The 17,485-nt window shown below is 34.3% G+C and carries 14 protein-coding genes; 2 read left to right on the top strand and 12 right to left on the bottom strand.

Translation table 11 applies throughout. The features are described 5' to 3' along the window. Positions 1–3 precede the first annotated feature (3 nt). The 5 genes from VBZ51_RS15395 to rsgA all read right to left on the bottom strand — a co-directional run bounded on the left by VBZ51_RS15395 (position 4) and on the right by rsgA (position 7,523). Positions 4–1,983, bottom strand: a complete 1,980-nt coding sequence (locus tag VBZ51_RS15395; RefSeq protein WP_416577508.1) for a transglutaminase domain-containing protein — start codon at positions 1,981–1,983, stop codon at positions 4–6. Positions 1,984–2,066: 83 nt separating this feature from the next. Continuing rightward, entirely contained in the window at positions 2,067–4,124 is a 2,058-nt protein-coding gene (locus tag VBZ51_RS15390) for a transglutaminase (RefSeq protein ID WP_416577507.1), read from the bottom strand. Between the two features lie 15 nt (positions 4,125–4,139). Continuing rightward, complete coding sequence (locus tag VBZ51_RS15385) at positions 4,140–6,041, bottom strand: DUF3857 domain-containing protein (RefSeq protein WP_416577506.1); 1,902 nt, start codon at positions 6,039–6,041, stop codon at positions 4,140–4,142. Positions 6,042–6,120: 79 nt separating this feature from the next. Beyond that, complete coding sequence (dtd, locus tag VBZ51_RS15380) at positions 6,121–6,573, bottom strand: D-aminoacyl-tRNA deacylase (protein WP_416577505.1); 453 nt, start codon at positions 6,571–6,573, stop codon at positions 6,121–6,123. Continuing rightward, complete coding sequence (gene rsgA, locus VBZ51_RS15375; protein WP_071340173.1) at positions 6,570–7,523, bottom strand: ribosome small subunit-dependent GTPase A; 954 nt, start codon at positions 7,521–7,523, stop codon at positions 6,570–6,572. The genes dtd and rsgA overlap by 4 nt, the downstream gene beginning before the upstream one ends. Before the next feature lie 107 nt (positions 7,524–7,630). Between rsgA and VBZ51_RS15370 the strand changes: the two genes are divergently transcribed. Together VBZ51_RS15370 and VBZ51_RS15365 are read left to right on the top strand one after the other, a co-directional pair. Then, positions 7,631–8,443 carry a hypothetical protein gene (locus VBZ51_RS15370; protein WP_058105334.1) on the top strand — a complete coding sequence of 271 codons (813 nt, stop codon included), beginning with the start codon at positions 7,631–7,633 and terminating at the stop codon, positions 8,441–8,443. Between the two features lie 175 nt (positions 8,444–8,618). Beyond that, the gene (locus VBZ51_RS15365) at positions 8,619–9,059 is read left to right on the top strand and encodes a hypothetical protein (protein ID WP_416577504.1); all 441 of its coding nucleotides are present in this window, start codon (positions 8,619–8,621) and stop codon (positions 9,057–9,059) included. 61 nt (positions 9,060–9,120) lie between these two features. On the opposite strand, the gene VBZ51_RS15360 is transcribed toward VBZ51_RS15365, so the two are convergent. The 7 genes from VBZ51_RS15360 to VBZ51_RS15330 all read right to left on the bottom strand — a co-directional run bounded on the left by VBZ51_RS15360 (position 9,121) and on the right by VBZ51_RS15330 (position 17,446). Continuing rightward, on the bottom strand, positions 9,121–11,211 hold the full coding sequence (locus VBZ51_RS15360) for a DUF5723 family protein (protein ID WP_416577503.1): 2,091 nt from the start codon (positions 11,209–11,211) through the stop codon (positions 9,121–9,123). Between the two features lie 154 nt (positions 11,212–11,365). Next, on the bottom strand, positions 11,366–12,448 hold the full coding sequence (locus VBZ51_RS15355) for a bifunctional 3-deoxy-7-phosphoheptulonate synthase/chorismate mutase type II (RefSeq protein ID WP_071340176.1): 1,083 nt from the start codon (positions 12,446–12,448) through the stop codon (positions 11,366–11,368). A 6-nt stretch (positions 12,449–12,454) separates the two neighbouring features. After that, positions 12,455–13,321, bottom strand: coding sequence for a prephenate dehydrogenase (locus VBZ51_RS15350; protein ID WP_074669866.1), 867 nt, complete (start codon positions 13,319–13,321; stop codon positions 12,455–12,457). Between the two features lie 30 nt (positions 13,322–13,351). Beyond that, on the bottom strand, positions 13,352–14,500 hold the full coding sequence (locus VBZ51_RS15345) for a pyridoxal phosphate-dependent aminotransferase (protein ID WP_416577502.1): 1,149 nt from the start codon (positions 14,498–14,500) through the stop codon (positions 13,352–13,354). Beyond that, positions 14,497–15,324, bottom strand: coding sequence for a prephenate dehydratase (locus VBZ51_RS15340; protein ID WP_058105328.1), 828 nt, complete (start codon positions 15,322–15,324; stop codon positions 14,497–14,499). The genes VBZ51_RS15345 and VBZ51_RS15340 overlap by 4 nt, the downstream gene beginning before the upstream one ends. 272 nt (positions 15,325–15,596) lie before the next feature. Further along, a complete protein-coding gene (locus VBZ51_RS15335; protein ID WP_416577501.1) occupies positions 15,597–16,085 on the bottom strand; it encodes a hypothetical protein in 489 nt (162 codons plus the stop codon). 41 nt (positions 16,086–16,126) lie between these two features. After that, a complete protein-coding gene (locus VBZ51_RS15330; protein ID WP_416577500.1) occupies positions 16,127–17,446 on the bottom strand; it encodes a hypothetical protein in 1,320 nt (439 codons plus the stop codon). Between the last annotated feature and the right edge of the window lie 39 nt (positions 17,447–17,485).

The following is a 17,485-nucleotide window of genomic DNA, read 5'->3' as shown; positions in this document are numbered from 1 at the left end:
ATTCTAAATTTTTTCAAAAACAATTAAAGATTGACTTTGACTTTTTACCGCTTCATTAAAAAATTGTTTCAAACCTGCATAGTATGCGTTACTGTAATGCGCAGAATTCAAATCAAAAGTAAAAAATAAATTAAGGGTATCACTTTTATTATCTGATACATTTAGTTTTAATACGCCACCATTATCTGGTAAGGAAAAATTCTTATTTTCAGGTATCGACTTTACATTATACCCATCCGGTATTTTAACATTTAAAACGTACTGATATTTCATTGGATAACCAAAATCAACCGGATAATTTCTTTCCGAAGCTGTAAACGGATTGTTATCAAAAAATTTAATCACAAAGGGATTTAAGTAAATATTATCCCCTTGAAACAAGTTTTCCATTTCAAAATTGAATCTTTCTGTCAACTTCTTTTCATCAGAATATTTAAGTTGTTTTTCATGAGACATGATATGAAAATCATCTGAAATTTCTTCTTCTAATCTTTCAATATAACTATCTTCTTTTGTTGTTGACAACACTTCATCTTGAACAACTTTTTTATATCCTGTATTTATAAGGTCAAATACTCCAGTTAATTTTTTTTCGCTTGCATCGATTGTCATTTGAGCTCGCAACATAATGGCATTTGACTTTTCAGGTACAATATCGTACCAATAACTATTATTATCAAAATCCATTACACGACCATAATAATTTAAGCTATGATAAGGTAACATACCAAAAGGCATGTACTTATTGGTCGCATCTAACAAATAAGATTTTTCACCAATATCCACTTTAGCTACAAGATAATTGAAGTCGGTCATTACCGGATGAGTTTTCTTAGGTAGCCCCTTGTTTCTTGTTGCCAATAACATCATATTAACATTTATACCCGCAGCATTTAGTAAATTGATCAATGAGATATTAATTTCAGCGGCACTACCCTTTTTCTGATCAAAAGCATTTTTCACTTTATTGTCATTCCATACCCCATATTCTTCATTCCAAGTAAAATGATTCTTTACAAACTCATAAATATTCTTAGCCCTGGTCAAATCATCACCTTGAGTCAAAAGAACCGGATCAACACTTTTTGAAAAAAAATTTTTCTTTTTAAGCTGAACACCTAAATCTCCATCTGTTTTAAATTCCCTATCTACCGCTTTCCATGTTTTCGTATATTTATCTGTGCCCCCATAAAAACTTTTATATTCAGAAAGTTCAAACTCAATTCTAGATCTGTAATTATTTGCCGAAAGCATGTACTTTTCTGAATCCATAAAGGCGGGTATATCTTTCATGGCATATCTTAGCGCTTCACAATCACTATCTTGCTTCAATCCTGGAAACTTAAAACAAGAACTTATTATTCTAGATTCATCCACTGAAAGTTTCAAAGACCCTATTATACTTCTGTTATACAGCCAATTACCCGGTATTTCCGCATAAAATTCAGAATATAACTTAGGAATGTCGGTCTGAAACTCCCAACCCTGAAAATTAAAATGAAAAGGTGACTGCATTTCGTATTCATACTCCAGTATTGCCCCTTCTTGTACATTTGGAAAAGTAAATTTTAGTTGGGTCCATTTTTCATTTACCTCTTCTTCATAAAATTCTTCAGCTTTGACGGGAATACGCATGCCATTATAATGAGTAATGGCCCTAATATTTACTATTTTTTCCTTACTTTTTTTTGAATGATATAAAGGTATTTCAATGTCCGTATTTTTAAAGCCTTCCATATTTAAAACCTTCACTTTTGCATGGTATTTGGTAATTAGCCAAATGTAATTATCTCTTACATCAAAAAAATTGTGACCATATTCCGATAAATAGATACCTGTTGCCTCTGGATCTTTTTCATAAAAGGTAAATTCACTTTCTGATTTTAAAATGGTTCCAAACTCTGGTTTTTCTTGAGCTAAAATCTGGTTAACAGAAAAGAACGTGGTAACAACAAAGAGTGATAAATAAATAATTTTATACATTTAGATTGATTTATTTTTCTAGGAAAAAGTTCGCTTAATAAGAATTAGACCTATTCTAATTGCATCTTAAAAGCAGTTTTAATCTATATTTTAGTTAATACTACCTTTTCATTTAATTTCCCTACCATTTTACTATAATATTCTTTTAGACTAGGGTAGAATTCCGCAGGTACAACTGGATAATTAATTTTCTTCGATACTTTTAATTGTAAAACATTGCCAACATTATTAATCGCATAACTAAAATTACCCATATCATTAGGCAAAGCTATTGCCATAGCTTCTGGAATTGATTCTACCCTATATCCTTCTGGTAGATTAATTATAGTAGTTGATATATTTTCAAACGGAAAACTAAAATCTATTGGAAATTCTCTTTTCTCTTGTTTAAAAGGATTTTCTTTTGTGGCTAAAAATAACAATGGTGAAAAATATATCTTATCTGAAACTACATCGATTTCACTTTCCGTAGTAAAATCAAAAGACTCTATGGGCAGTTTATCCAGTTCATTGTTATTCTTTACTTCAAAATTGTTTATTTCAATTCCATCATTGTTATTTACCAACTGATTCAAATATGATTTTTGTTTATCCTTACCGTATTCATCCCTAAAAGACAGAGCTTGATGTCCCTTATAAACATTTCTAATTTTGCCTACAGCCGTTCCATTTCCACTTAAAATAATATTTTGAAAAGTTTGAATTGATCCCTTATTGGTCGGGTAAAGATTTATAATTGTAGACTTACCATTTTTTGACATCATGCGACCTTCCCAATTTAAAGCCCTAATTGGCAAAACACCAGGCAAGCTATTTTGACTTGTAGCATCTAACAAAATAATACCTCCATTTATGCTAACGCTACTCACTATATAATTATAACCTTCTCTAGTAGGAAAAAGCGGCATCCCGTTAGACCTTGTACTCACTAATACAGGATTAGCTTCTAGATTTGCATAATCTAACATAGCTGTTAGCATTAAATTAATCTCTGCTGTATTTCCTACCCCCTTCTGATATGCTTGTTTAACACCTTTTCTAGTATACTTACCATAACTCTGATCCCATTTAACTTTAGATTTCACAAATGAAAATATTGTATTTATTTTCTCTTGTTCATCAGTTAAATTTTTAATTATTGCATCTAAATCTTCTTTAAAATAATTAGTCTTTCTCAATTCATCTCCAAAACTTGGATTCTTATATACTGTTTCAACTACATCTTCCCACGTACGTGAATAAAACTCTTTACTTGAATTAGGAAACTGTGTGTAAGACAACTCATACTTAACCCCTGACCTATAGTTACTAAGTTCATTTACAAATGGTTCTTCTTTAAGTGGTTCAATATTATTTAAATCAAAGCTAATTACATTGCTAACATATTTCACATTACCTCTTACTTGAGTAGTCCTACCAAGACCTTGACCAGCTCCTGCATTAGTTGTACCCCCAGATGCAACACGCTGAGTATAATCTAACGACTTATTAAATTGCTCTCGTTTAGGCATTACATTCAAAAATCCCTTAACATTCATTCTAAAAACAAAATATTCTGGAGTTTCGAAAAAAGCTTCTATTTTATTCACTGGAATATCATGCTGAAAGATAAATTCATCTACGTTGTATATGAAGGGAGAAGTTATACTGTACTTATATTCTATTATGGACCCTTCTTTTATATTTGGCATTGTAAATGATTCCTCATTAATATTCTCCGATATTTCATTTTTGAATTTCCCGTCTTTTTTTAATGGAGTCTCCTCTATTTTATCATCTATTAGATTGTATGTTTTAGCCTTAAGCTTATTTAAATCCTCAATTTCATTACCATCTTTATATAATCGTATCTTTTGGGTGGCATACTCAAATCCTTCTTTATTATAAATCTTAATTCGTTCATGCACATCGGTAATTAAACTGAAACCGACACCTGAAACATAGTTGAAATACGTTTTTCTGTATTTATACAAATACGCTGCAGATGCTGTGCTATCTATTGAACTAAAGTCTTGTAACAATTCTTCTTTTGAAACCTTACCGTAATCATTGTTTTGAGCTACTAAAAAGGTAGATATAAAAATTAGGGAAATCAGTATATAGTTTTTTTTGTTGGATTTAAAATTATTGTCAATAGTCATAAAAATCGAATGGTTTTAATTGGTGTTATTTTTCAGTAGGACAATCTTGTTTTTATCTGATTTTGCTATTTCTTTTCTGAAATTACGATAGTCGTTATAAGTTGTTTTTGAAAAAACTCCAGGTTTAATCAATAATCTTCTTTTGTATTTGAACTGACTTTCTGAAACCTTAGTTAAACTAACTGAATACTCTCCAAAATTATTTTTTAAGTCTATTGCCGTTAAACCAGATTCTAACCCGTAGTTGTCCGGTAAATCTATTAGGAACTCATCTTCATCTAAATACCCTCTTTTAATTACAACATCACGTTTTCTATCTTTACTCCTTTTGGGAACATATTCATTTCTATTTAGCATGTTTGGCGCAAAAAGTAGACGGTCACCTGCCCTTGACAAATAACCAGATGTTATAATATCAACATTTTCTGTTGTGATAATATTATCCCTGTTATTTAAGATATTATGGTTTAGAATATGAACATCATTAACATAACCCCAATAGTCTTTGTAATATTTCTCTACATCTTCTTTACTTTCACTTGACAACCCGTATTTTTGGTTATACTGTATCCCTGTACTTTTTATTTCAACTTGTGCTTTAATCTCACTTTCGCTAATTGTAATTTTAGCGCTTGTAATTTGCTTACTTTGTTCTGGCGAATACTGTCTGGACTTTACCATCTCACCACCATTTGGACCAACTTTTAACACATTTCTGTTATCTGTAAAAGTTCCTAAAAAGTTTGCGGGAACAATTTGACTAGTGCACTCCAACCACAATTCCTCACCCTCTAAGGGCACATTTAAGAACACATGATTTCCTTGTAAAGAAGGAAAATCAGCATCTAAACTTCGCATGCTACGGTCGGCATAAACTATGGTGTAATAAGATTCCACACCAACAACATTTAACAATGCCTTGGTATAATTCGTTAGACCTTTACAATCACCATACTTTACCCTATCTACTTCAATGGCACTAATAGGCTCCCAACCGCCTATACCCATTTGTACACTGATATACCGGGTGTTATCTTGAACAAATTGATATACTATTTTTATCTTTTCTTTTGGGTCATCTATTCCCCTTACTAAAGTTTGTACTTTTTGAATGGTTGCAGCACTAAGTTCTCCCCGACCCTTTAATAGAGAATTGTATATCCAACCTCCGAATTCTTTCCATGAAGTAGCATGACCGTCCACCCCTTTTAAATGAAAATTTTCTAGTGCGAATTGGACATTAGGTATAAAATCTCTAAACTCAGGATCAAAATCTTCAGACTCTAGCGCTTTTAAATTTACGGCACTATACATTACGCCAGACTCATTTTCCGTTCGTTTCACATTAAAAGAATCTAGGTTATTCTCCTTATACCTATATTTCATGGTTGAAGGTAAATTCAACTTAAATTCACTTTTTTCGACACTAAGCCTATAACCGTCCAGAAAAAACCAACGTGGTATAAATGCGGTGTCAGATGTCGTGTATTTTTCGGTTAAAATAACCGTGTATGGATATTTAACAGGTGTGTATTTTAGGTATTTGACTCTAGAGTCAGAATACAAAGTTCCTTCACCTGTAGCCGTTTGATCAATAAAATCTTTTTCTTTAAACTTTTCTATTTCCTTACCATTAGCATCAAGTATTATGGCTTCAAGATTTTTTATCCATTTCTCTTTATCGTAAAATACTGTCGCATTTATATGTTTAGATCCACTTTCATTCAAAACGGTAACCACCCTTTTAGACTTAACTTCCATAAAATCAGAAGATTTAAGTAAAACAGTGCTTTCATCTAAGCGAACAACTGCATCTGCATTCTTTAAAAGGGAGGCCTCTATTTTCGTAAAACTGTACTCTTGTGCATTCATGGCAAGAGTTACCACGAACATTAGTATTAAAAAAGATAAGCGCATATAATTTGGTAGGCTGGTTTTTACCTTAACGACAAAAACAGTAGATTTCTTACAAAAAATACAGAAAATCTATTGAATTCTAATTTTTATCTTTTGTATCAATCATTATGGTCACAGGACCATCATTCAACAATTCAACCTTCATATCCGCACCGAATTCTCCGGTACCGACTTTCTTACCCAATTTAGATTCCAAAGTAGCAATAAAGGCTTCATACAGGGGTATGGCAACATCTGGTCTTGCCGCTTTTATATAAGAAGGTCGATTCCCTTTTTTAGTACTTGCATGTAAAGTAAACTGGCTAACCACAATGACATCACCATTTACATCTACAAGCGATTTGTTCATTATACCATCTTCATCATTAAAAATACGAAGGTTTGCTATTTTGTTCGTAAGCCAATCAATATCATCTTGAGCATCTGCATTTTCTATACCCACTAAAATTAAAAGCCCATTGTCAATAGCACTTATCTTTTCGCCATTGACCGTTACGCTAGCTTTGGTAACACGTTGTATAACTGTTCTCATTTTTTATCGTCGTGTATATCTACCCTGTAATTCTCATCTTCACCTTTGATCATCTGCAGATAACTGTTATACCTGCTCCAAGCTATATCACCAGTTTCCAAGGCATCTTTAACGGCACATTTTGGCTCGTCTACATGAATACAATTATTGAATTTACAATCTTGTTTTAGTTCAAAAAATTCTGGAAAATAATCGCCTATCTCCTCCTTTTCCATATCTACAATACCAAAACCTTTAATACCGGGCGTATCTATAATTCTAGCATTAAAACTTAAATCGAACATTTCCGCAAAAGTGGTGGTATGTTGCCCTTGTGCGTGTTGTTGAGAAATTTGTTTGGTCTTAATATCCAACTCTGGCTCCAAAGCATTGACCAAGGTAGATTTACCAACACCAGAATGACCCGAGAACATTGATGTTTTACCGATCATCATTTCTTTCACCTTATCAACGTTCTTGCCCGTTGCCGCAGAAATACCCAAACAAGTATACCCAATATTGCGGTAAAGGGCCGCCAAAAACTTTATCTCATCTAATTCTTCCGGGGCATAAGTATCTACCTTATTGAAAAGTAGAACAACCGGAATTTCATATGCTTCTGCAGTGATCAGAAATCGATCTATGAAAACTGGGTATGTAGGCGGATTGTTCAATGTCACCAATAAAAAGACCTGATCCAAATTGGCAGCAATGATATGTGTCTGTTTGGACAGGTTTACAGATTTACGAATTATATAATTTTTACGATCTTCTATTTCATTGATAATACCAATGGTATCATCTCCAATAGTCTCCACCTCAAAGCGTACTTGATCACCAACCGCAACAGGGTTCGTACTTTTTATACCCTTGATCCTAAACTTACCTTTTATTCTACATTCATAGAAATCACCATTTTCTGCCTTAACAGTGTACCAACTACCCGTAGATTTATAAACAATTCCTACCATTTACCCAAAAATCCTTCCATTTATACAAAGTAACTGCTTTAAATATAAAAATTAACATAAATTTGAATTTAGAACTATAACATTAAATAACAACCAAAATCAAGAAAATGAAATTCATTAAAAAATCATTGCTGATGTTAGCTTTATCAGCCATTACTTTTGGAACTGCCCAAGAAACTATTACAAACGAATCTGTAGTACAAATGGTTGAACTAGGTTTCGACGATTATATGATCATAGATAAAATAAACACTTCGGATGTTAAATTTGATGCTTCTATTTCCGCTCTAGGCGCTATGAAAAATGCAGGGGTTTCTTCTGAAATATTATCCTTGATCATGGATAAATCAAAACAAAACACAAAATCTAAAACTGGTATTTACTATGCCGATGCTAGCGGTGAAGATAAATTAATACAACCAAGTGTATTCTCTGGTTCAAATTCTAACCAAGTGGCGCAGAAATTAGTATCTGGATTGATCAATTCTAAAAAGAAAGCTCAGTTACCTAAAACACAATCCAACAATGTAATTCGCCAAAGCAGACCAGAATTTACGTTCATCTTTGACCCAAGTGTTACAGAAGTTGATAATATGCAGAACAACCAAGGTGGAGATACCGGTATTTTTAACTGGTGGTTTAGAATGGCAAGTAACCCTAACGAGTTTGTTTTAGTTAAACTTACCGTTAAAGAGAAGAAGAACCTTAGAGAGGTAATTACAGGAAAAAGTAGCTGGATCACTAGCAGTAGTGGTATTGACCCTAAATATGCTCTTAACTTCGCTATAGAGGAAATTGAAGGTAACAAGTTTAAAGTTACTCCAGATACGTTAGAACCAGGGGAATATTGCTTTATTTACCAAGGTCAGGTTCCACAAGGTAGAGAAAACCAATCTGTTTTTGATTTCTCTATTCAATAGAACAAAACTGTATTTATCATAAGACCCGATGCTTTTAGTATCGGGTCTTTTTTTTTAAGCTATTGTAATGGTAAAGCATCAATTTACAATGATATAAAGTAGTATTCTTTGCATTCTTCATTATACCTTATATTTTCACCGTACAATCTTTAAATCAACGTAAAAAACCATCATCATGAAAAAAATCATTTTACTTGCCCTATTTGCCTTTACTGCTATTACCACATCTACGGCACAGGAATACAAAGTTGTTACCAGTGTAGAATCTATAGTACCTAGCGGACTAGGAAGATCACGAATTATAGATGCCAATGCAGATAGGAATTTCAAGGAGTTTACATCAGAGCAAACCGAGGAGGACAATACCAGAAACAAATCTAAACGTGGAGATATTAGAGTTAAGGACTTTGAAGAAACCAAATTGCTTAACTTTTATAATATTGCAGGAATTCGTTTTCAAAACATTGCAGCCAATGATGCGCTCATCTCTTCCAAACTAAGTGATATGGCACAAAATGGATGGGAGCTCGTTTTTGTTACCAGCGGTGTTGAAGCAGATGCCGGTAATACGGACGGACAAGGTATTTTCATTACCCGATACATCTTTAAAAGATAAAACTAATAGTCATAAAAAAAGCCCGGTGCATGCCGGGCTTTCCATTTTAATTTTCTTAAGACTACTGTGCTAAGTTAATTTCTACACGTCTATTTTTCTGTCTGCCATCTTTATACATGTTCGTGGCAATTGGCTTGCTTTCTCCATACCCTATTGCTGTTAATCGAGATGGCGAAATACCACCATTAATTAAAAATTGCAATACGGCTTGTGCCCTCTTCTCTGATAATTTTTGATTGGTAGCTTCTGAACCTATACTATCCGTATGCCCTTCAATAGTGAAATTTGCATTGGGATATTCGTTTAAAATACCGATGATATCAACCAATACAGGTGTTGACTCATCCTTTAATGTTGATTTTCCTGTGTTGAACAAAATAGTTTTTGCATACTCGTTCAACGACTTTTGAACCTCAGCCGTAACAACCGGTTCTGGACAACCGTTATTCGCTACCGTACCCATTTCATCAGGACAATTATCATCTTTATCAAAAACTGAATCTCCGTCACTATCTGGCCAAGGACATCCATTATTCTCTACAGGTCCGGCTACATCTACACATTGATCTTCATTATCCAACAAGGTATCTCCATCCGTATCTACCCAAGGACAACCATTGTTTTCTACAGGACCTGCCTCATCTGGACATTGGTCCTCATTATCCAATACCGAATCGCCATCAGTATCTCCCCATGGGCAACCATTATTTTCTATTGGTCCTGCCTTTTTTGGGCAACCATCTTCTTTATTTGGAATACCATCACCATCTGAATCTTTTGGCTGACCATAGTATACCGGAATTTTCAACCCTGCATATACATCTGCCCCTTGTATTTCATTTTTTGTAAATGTAGAGATCAATGATCCCGACCCAAGATAAAGAGGACCGGCACGTAAGCCTGCCCCTACTTGTAAACCACTATATTGATAGCTACTTACAGGCAAATAGAAGCTGAACCATTTACTTTCAAAACGAGGCGTCAATGAAAATACATTTGCTGTTCTTAGGTTGTTTTCACCAGTAGAACGCATAGATAAATCGGTATTAAAATTTAAATAGAAATGATTTTTAATATTCCAATCTGCATTAAAGTGTAATGCCGTTGGCAAACCCGCCTTTAAATCTTCTGTTGTCTGTGTAAACGTATATAAATTTTGAAGATCATCTGAATCTTCTATATTATCATAATCGTCTTGTGTAATGGTATTATTGATATTATAGGTATCTACCAAACTACCTTTATAGTTTACCGCACCAACATCAGTAAGTGACAAACCAAATTTTAGTTTATACTTATTTTTATCTTTCATGACGGTTTTTTCTCCATCAGCACCCGTTACCACATAATCTTCATAATCTGGTCTCCATTCATAAACGAATCCCAGGTCAAACCCAAATCCGTTAGCATCGGGCACTTCATAATCGTAGTCTTCCACATCATACTGATCGGCACGCCCATAAATTAGATCTCCTGTAGATGCTAAAGTTCCAATAGTAGAATTATCCGGTAATGTAGCACCATCCGCATCATAATCAATAGTTACATTTCTACCGGCCACATAGGCATTACCAAATCCTTTCAAATATTTAAATGACAGACCACCTTTTAAGAAATGCTCTTCTTTATTCATTAATTCTTGTGCATACGTGATCCCCACTTCTGCCCAACCATGACCGGCGGCAAAGAAATCACCTTCGTTTACCAAAAAGTCTTGACTTTCATCAATACTATCGTCAAGGTCATCTATACTTTCTCCATTAAATTCATTTCCCGTCACAAAACTTCTTGCTCTTGTAAATATGGCAATAGAAGATTTTCTACCAACATTAAACATAAACGAAGGACCTAACACATCTACATTACCAGAAAAATTATTGTTATCCGAAAGGGTCAATAATGCATCTGTATCATAGTCAAAATCACTGGAAACCAAATCAGAATACCCAACACCTACATAGTCATTAGCTAAAAAACCACTAGCTCCTATTAAATTAATATCTGTTTTAAAACGTGAATCTGCAATATTTGCAGGGTTAGAGATCACACTATTGACAACACTGTAATTATCTGTTAAAAAGCCTATATACGATTGGGCTTTTACAGCAAATGATGCCATTAACATGAACGTAAACAATACTACTTTCTTCATACTTTTTGATTGGTTAAAATGGTTCTTTAGACCCCTAACGGTTCATAATTAAGGATATTGTTAAAATGTATTATTTTTCTTACTTATTAAAATTAAGACATAAAAAAACATCCGCATATTACGGATGTTTTGTATTTATAAAGTTATGTAAACCTTAACCGTTCACTATCTTTTCTTGGTGGTTGATAGACTCTTGGTGAATAGCCTTGAACATACGAAGAACAAATTCTTCACTAAGTCCCTTACTTTCTCCTTCAAGAATCATTGCTCCCAGAATTTGGTTCCATCTATTAGATTGTAGTACGGCAACGTTCTTTTGCTTTTTAAGTTCACCTATACTATCAGAAACTTTCATTCTTTTACCTAGAGTCTCGATCAATTGGTTATCAATAACATCGATCTGTGCTCTAAGGTTACTTAATTGAGAATTGTATTCCGCCTCTGGATCGCTCTCTTTTCTAATTTTTAGGTCTCTCATAATCTGAACCAATTTCTCTGGAGTTACCTGTTGAGCGGCATCACTCCATGCATTATCAGGATCATGGTGCGTTTCGATCATTAATCCGTCGAAATTCAAATCTAAAGCAGTCTGAGAAACATCAAAGATCATATCTCTTTTACCTGTGATATGAGATGGATCGTTGATCAAAGGTAAATCTGGAAATCTGTTCTGAAATTCGATCGCCATTTGCCATTCCGGTATATTTCTATACTTGGTTTTCTCATATGTAGAGAATCCTCTATGAATTGCACCCAACTTTTTAATACCTGCCGTATGTAGCCTTTCAATACCGCCTAACCATAAAGCTAAATCTGGATTTACAGGATTCTTCACCAATACAATCTTATCTGTACCTTCAAGTGCATCTGCCAATTCTTGCATGATGAACGGACTAACAGTTGATCTTGCCCCTATCCATAATAAATCTATATCATGCTCTAAAGCTAATTCTACATGAGCGCGGTTAGCCACCTCGGTAGCCGTTTTCATACCTGTTTCAGCTTTTACCTTTTGAAGCCACTTAAGCCCCAAAGCTCCTACACCTTCAAAATTTCCTGGGCGAGTACGTGGTTTCCATATACCTGCTCTGTAATAGTTTACATCGGTATCTTTTAGGGAGTGTGCTATACCTAACACTTGCTCCTCGGTTTCCGCACTACATGGCCCTGCTATTACTAGTGGATGGTCAAGGTTTAAATCATCCAACCATGTTCTCATTTGTTTTGAATTTTCCATTTTTACTTATTCTATTTCTTGTTTAACGGTATTTCTTTTTAATATTCCTTTAATCTTATTCGTATTATTCATTTCATTATAAATGCCCTCATAATCATCTTTCAACAACAGTTCCTTAAAAGCGGTTAGATTTTGAATGTACTCCTCCAAAGTCTCAACCACATTCTCTTTATTCTGTTTAAAAATAGGTGTCCACATGGCAGGAGAACTCTTTGCCAAACGCACCGTGCTTTCAAACCCACTACCGGCCATGTCAAAAATATCACGCTCGTTCTTCTCTTTCTCGATCACTGTTTTACCCAACATGAACGAACTTATGTGCGATAAATGCGATACGTAAGCAATATGCTTATCATGAGCAACAGGGTTCATATAACGTATTCTCATGCCAATAGCTTGAAAAACTTTTAACGCTCTTTCTTGGAGCTTAAATGCCGTTAATTCTACCTCACAAATAATATTTGTTTTGTCTTTGAATAAATTGTTGATCGCTGCAGACGGACCCGAAAACTCCGTTCCTGCAATGGGATGGCATGCCAAAAAATTTCTTCTCTTAGGATGATTTTCCAACACCTTGCAAATCATGGATTTGGTAGACCCAACATCAAAAACAACACAATCTTCATGAACGGCATTCAATATAACAGGAAGCTCGGTAACCATAACATCTACCGGTATACTTACAATGACCATATCTGCCAATTGTAAATCTTGATAGGTAGCTTTCTTATCTATAATACCCAAAGACAATGCTTCAGCTAAGTTTGCTTCATTAGATTCTATGCCATAGACGGTAACATTGTCGAATGCCGACTTTATGTCTTTCGCCAAAGAACCTCCTATTAAACCGATACCTATTACAAATACATTCATTTTAAAGCTACGCTTTAGTCTTAAGACCTATTATTCAAATCTTTTAATTGCCTCTTCTATCTTATTCTCCGTTATACATAGTGAAAAACGAATATAGCCTTCACCATTACTCCCAAAAATGGTTCCTGGCGTAATAAATAGATCTTTCTTATATAAAATATCATCTATGAACTCTTCCGATGATACACTACCTGCCGGCAATTTAGCCCAAACGAACATGCCTACAGCGTTACGATCATATGAACAGCCAAGCTTGTCTACCAACTTATAGATCAATTCTCTTCGCTTACCATAAATTTCATTTAGTTCCTTAAACCAGTCATCACTGCTATTCAAGGCGGCAATTGCCCCTTTTTGTATGCCGTAGAACATACCGGAGTCCATATTGCTCTTCACCTTTAAAATAGCATTGATATGCTCTTCGCTACCTAAAACAAAACCTACACGCCAACCGGCCATGTTGAACGTCTTACTCAAAGAATTCAATTCTAAACACACCTTTTTTGCATTGGGCAAGCTTAAAATACTGGCAGGTTCGTCATTCAAAACAAAACTATATGGATTATCGTTCACCAATAAAATATCATGTTCTTGGGCAAATGCCACCATCTTTATAAACTGCTCTTTGGTTGCCGTAGCACCTGTTGGCATATGAGGATAGCTTAACCACATTACCTTTACCCTTGATAAATCTTGCTTTGCCAATGCCTCCAAATCTGGAAACCAACCATTATCAGCGGTTAAATCATAGTATTTTGGCACGGCCCCTACCAAATTGGTTACAGAGGTGTATGTTGGGTACCCGGGATTTGGTATCAATACCTCATCACCCTCGTTCAAAAAAGCCAGGCTTATATGCATAATACCTTCTTTTGACCCCATTAAAGGTAAAATTTCGGTATTTGGGTCTGCGGTAACACCAAATTTATTCTTATAAAAATTGGCTATGGCATCTCTTAACTGAGGCAAGCCTTGGTAACTTTGGTATTGGTGCGCACCGTTCTCTAACACTGCTGCTTGTATGGCTTTTAAAACCTCTTGGGACGGAGCCAGATCAGGACTACCAATACCCATATTAATGATAGGTTTACCTTGTGCCATTAAACCACGAACTTCTCTCAATTTTTTTGAGAAGTAGTATTCCTGTATGGTATCTAACCTTTTGGCAGTACGTATCATTGTCTTACATTTTTATATTCACCCAAAATCTTAAAGTCTTCTGCCATGATGTTCAATAGACTTTTAGCCTTCGTAAAATCTGCATAATCATTAAAAGTTACATCAACAAAAAAAGCATATTTCCAAGGTGTTTCTATCACCGGTAACGACTGTATTTTGGTTAAATTCAATCTACAATCGCTCATGACATTAAGCACTGCCGCTAAACTACCCCTTTTATGGTCGGTTAAAAACCGTAAAGACGCCTTACTGATCTCTGCCTCTGGCAGTGCATCATTTTTTGTTTTTACAATGATAAAACGCGTAGCATTATTTTGAATGGTTTGTATGTCGTTCGCTACGATGTCCAACCCATATAATTCTGCTGCAACGTTAGGAGCAATAGCCGCTACATGCTTAAGTTTTTCTTTTTGAATTCGCTTTGCTGTCTCTGCCGTATCTACGTCTTCCACCAATTTTATATGCGGATATTGTCTAAAATATTCCTTACACTGCAATAGTGCCATTGGGTGTGAACTTACTTCTGTTATATCCTCAATCTTCTGGCCTTTTAATACCATTAAATTGTGATGGATGTTTAAATAATACTCCCCAATGATGTGTAGGTCATTATGGTTTACCAAAGCATAATTAGGAATGATAGATCCTGCAATGGAATTTTCAATGGCCATAACACCCTGATCCGCTTCTTTGGTCAACAACTTATCTACCAAAGCATCAAAAGAAAGGCATTCTACCAACTCAATATCATCACCATAACAATCTTTTGCCACTTGATGGTGGTTACTGCCCTTTATTCCCTGTATGGCTATTTTTAGACTCACTTTTGCTCCGTTTTATTCAAAAAAAAAGTTCCGATGTACATCGGAACTTAGATTCTATTTTATATTTAAAATATACTACAACAGTCCCGTACCTCTCTTAAAAAAGAAGTAAAAATAAAAACCGTTCCAGAAATATTGTTTTGTCATCACTTTTGTAATCTGTGGCTAATGTAGTAATTATATTTAAAAATGGCTGTTTTGGATTTTATTTTTTTATAAAAATCAATTTCTTTCTCAAAAAGTGAAGGTTTTGTGTTAAATCTTTAAACCTCTTACCATCTAAGTGCAATACCTAGTCCATTCTCATTAGATACCGGTCTAAGTTTAAAAGCCGTTTTATCATCAAATTGCTTATTATAAGCAAGTATAGCTTGTTTTCTTGCCTTATTAGAACCATTCAAAAATATAATAGCAATTATACCAGAGCCAATACCACCCAACAATGGCCCAATTGCCTTTCTCGCTTTATCCCTGTCACTTACAAAAGGGTCATTGTTAAATAATTCTACCGAGCCCCAGGTTACTCCAACTATTTCGCCGACTAAAGCAATGGTAGCGATACTCTTTTTTGTGTCAGCTTTTTTCCAGTCGCTATAAATTTCATCATTACTAGAAAATAATTCTTTTACTTCCTTCTTGGTAATTTCCTTATCGTCTTGATAATACTCCATTCCCCATATGCCCGTAAACGTCGTAATTTCTTGTGCAGAAACGTTTATGGCCATTGCAAACAATACAATTAAAAAACACTTTACCTTCATGTCAATAAATTTAAATTTGATAATCTCATAGCGTTAAAAAGTTACTTTAATTGTGCATTGGGCTGATAATAGAAGGGAATAGACCATTTAAATTCTTTAACATCACCTAACGTTTTAGTGACCAACAGGGTATTATAACCTTTTTTCAATAACTCTTTGTCAATAAAACCTACAATACCAAATTGTTCTGAAACGGCATGGTCTTTCTTTAGGAAATCAATATTTAACAAAGTACCATTGAGGGTAACCTTATGATATTTTTCATAACAATCAAGATAAAATTTTCTTGATTTAACTCTTTCCTGTTCATTGGACAAACTATCGTCTTCTTGATATTCGCCGCAAGTAGCAGCTTGATAATTACGTTCATGATGAAATACGGGAATAAACAGCTTTACAGTCTCACCCGTTATAATATCAGACTGTATTTGTGGAGTCAACAAAAATGATTCATCAGGGTTTTGATCACTATAATAACTCAAGTACATTAGATTTACATCATGATCTTTTGGAAAAATCAAATGAGGAATGTTGGTATCTTGAAATTTCACTAATGTCAAAAATATGCCTGATGCAAAAAACGATAGCACGAGATAAACTAAAGACTTTTTCTTCTTAAAATTAGACCCAAAAACCATTGAAACCTGCAGTAAATTACGGTATAAAGGACCATAGGTAACCATTGATGTAAATTTGACCAATTTAAACATCCAAGTTTGTACCAATACATTAGACTTGTACTTTTTTAAATTTCCGATGACACTAAAAATCATTTGTAATACAAGAAGACCTGAAATTATAAATAAAGGTATTAACAGTATATAACTTGGCACATAATCCAACAACAAATTATATATCAGCATATAAATACTTAAAAACAAAGACATGTAAGAGTAAATCAATAGAATAGTAAATGCTGAAGAAAAAATTACACTGCATAATTCATCTACCTTTTGAATAGTATCTTGTTGCTTTGGGAGTATGGACAAAATCTTCTCGGTATAAATTTTAGAGTATACACTATCTTCAATACTATAATCTGGAAAAACAGAATTCAACCCTACTAATCCAATCCAATACGCTCGTAAAACGAAATGAATTACGAACATAGAGACCAGAATACTAATAGCCAACAAGCCTAAAAAAACAATCATATACCCATAAATGTATTGCTCAACGGGTAATAGATCAATGTATTTATTTGTAGCCCATTCTATTAAACCAAATAGTTGAAACGTTCCAAAAATGGCAATTGCAGAAACTAGCAATTCTGCTTCCCAACTTTCTTCTTTAAGTCGTTGAAGCCATTTTATGTTCTTTTTTTTCTCTTCAACTGGGGTGGTTTCTGGTGGTAAGCTCATTCTATATTAAAAATCTCACGGTTAGCGAGACTAATATAC

Source organism: Maribacter sp. HS, from assembly GCF_048059195.1.
Lineage (GTDB): Bacteria > Bacteroidota > Bacteroidia > Flavobacteriales > Flavobacteriaceae > Maribacter > Maribacter dokdonensis.
Note: the sequence above shows the minus strand (reverse complement) of the source record. Positions and strands in the feature narration are given on the sequence as shown.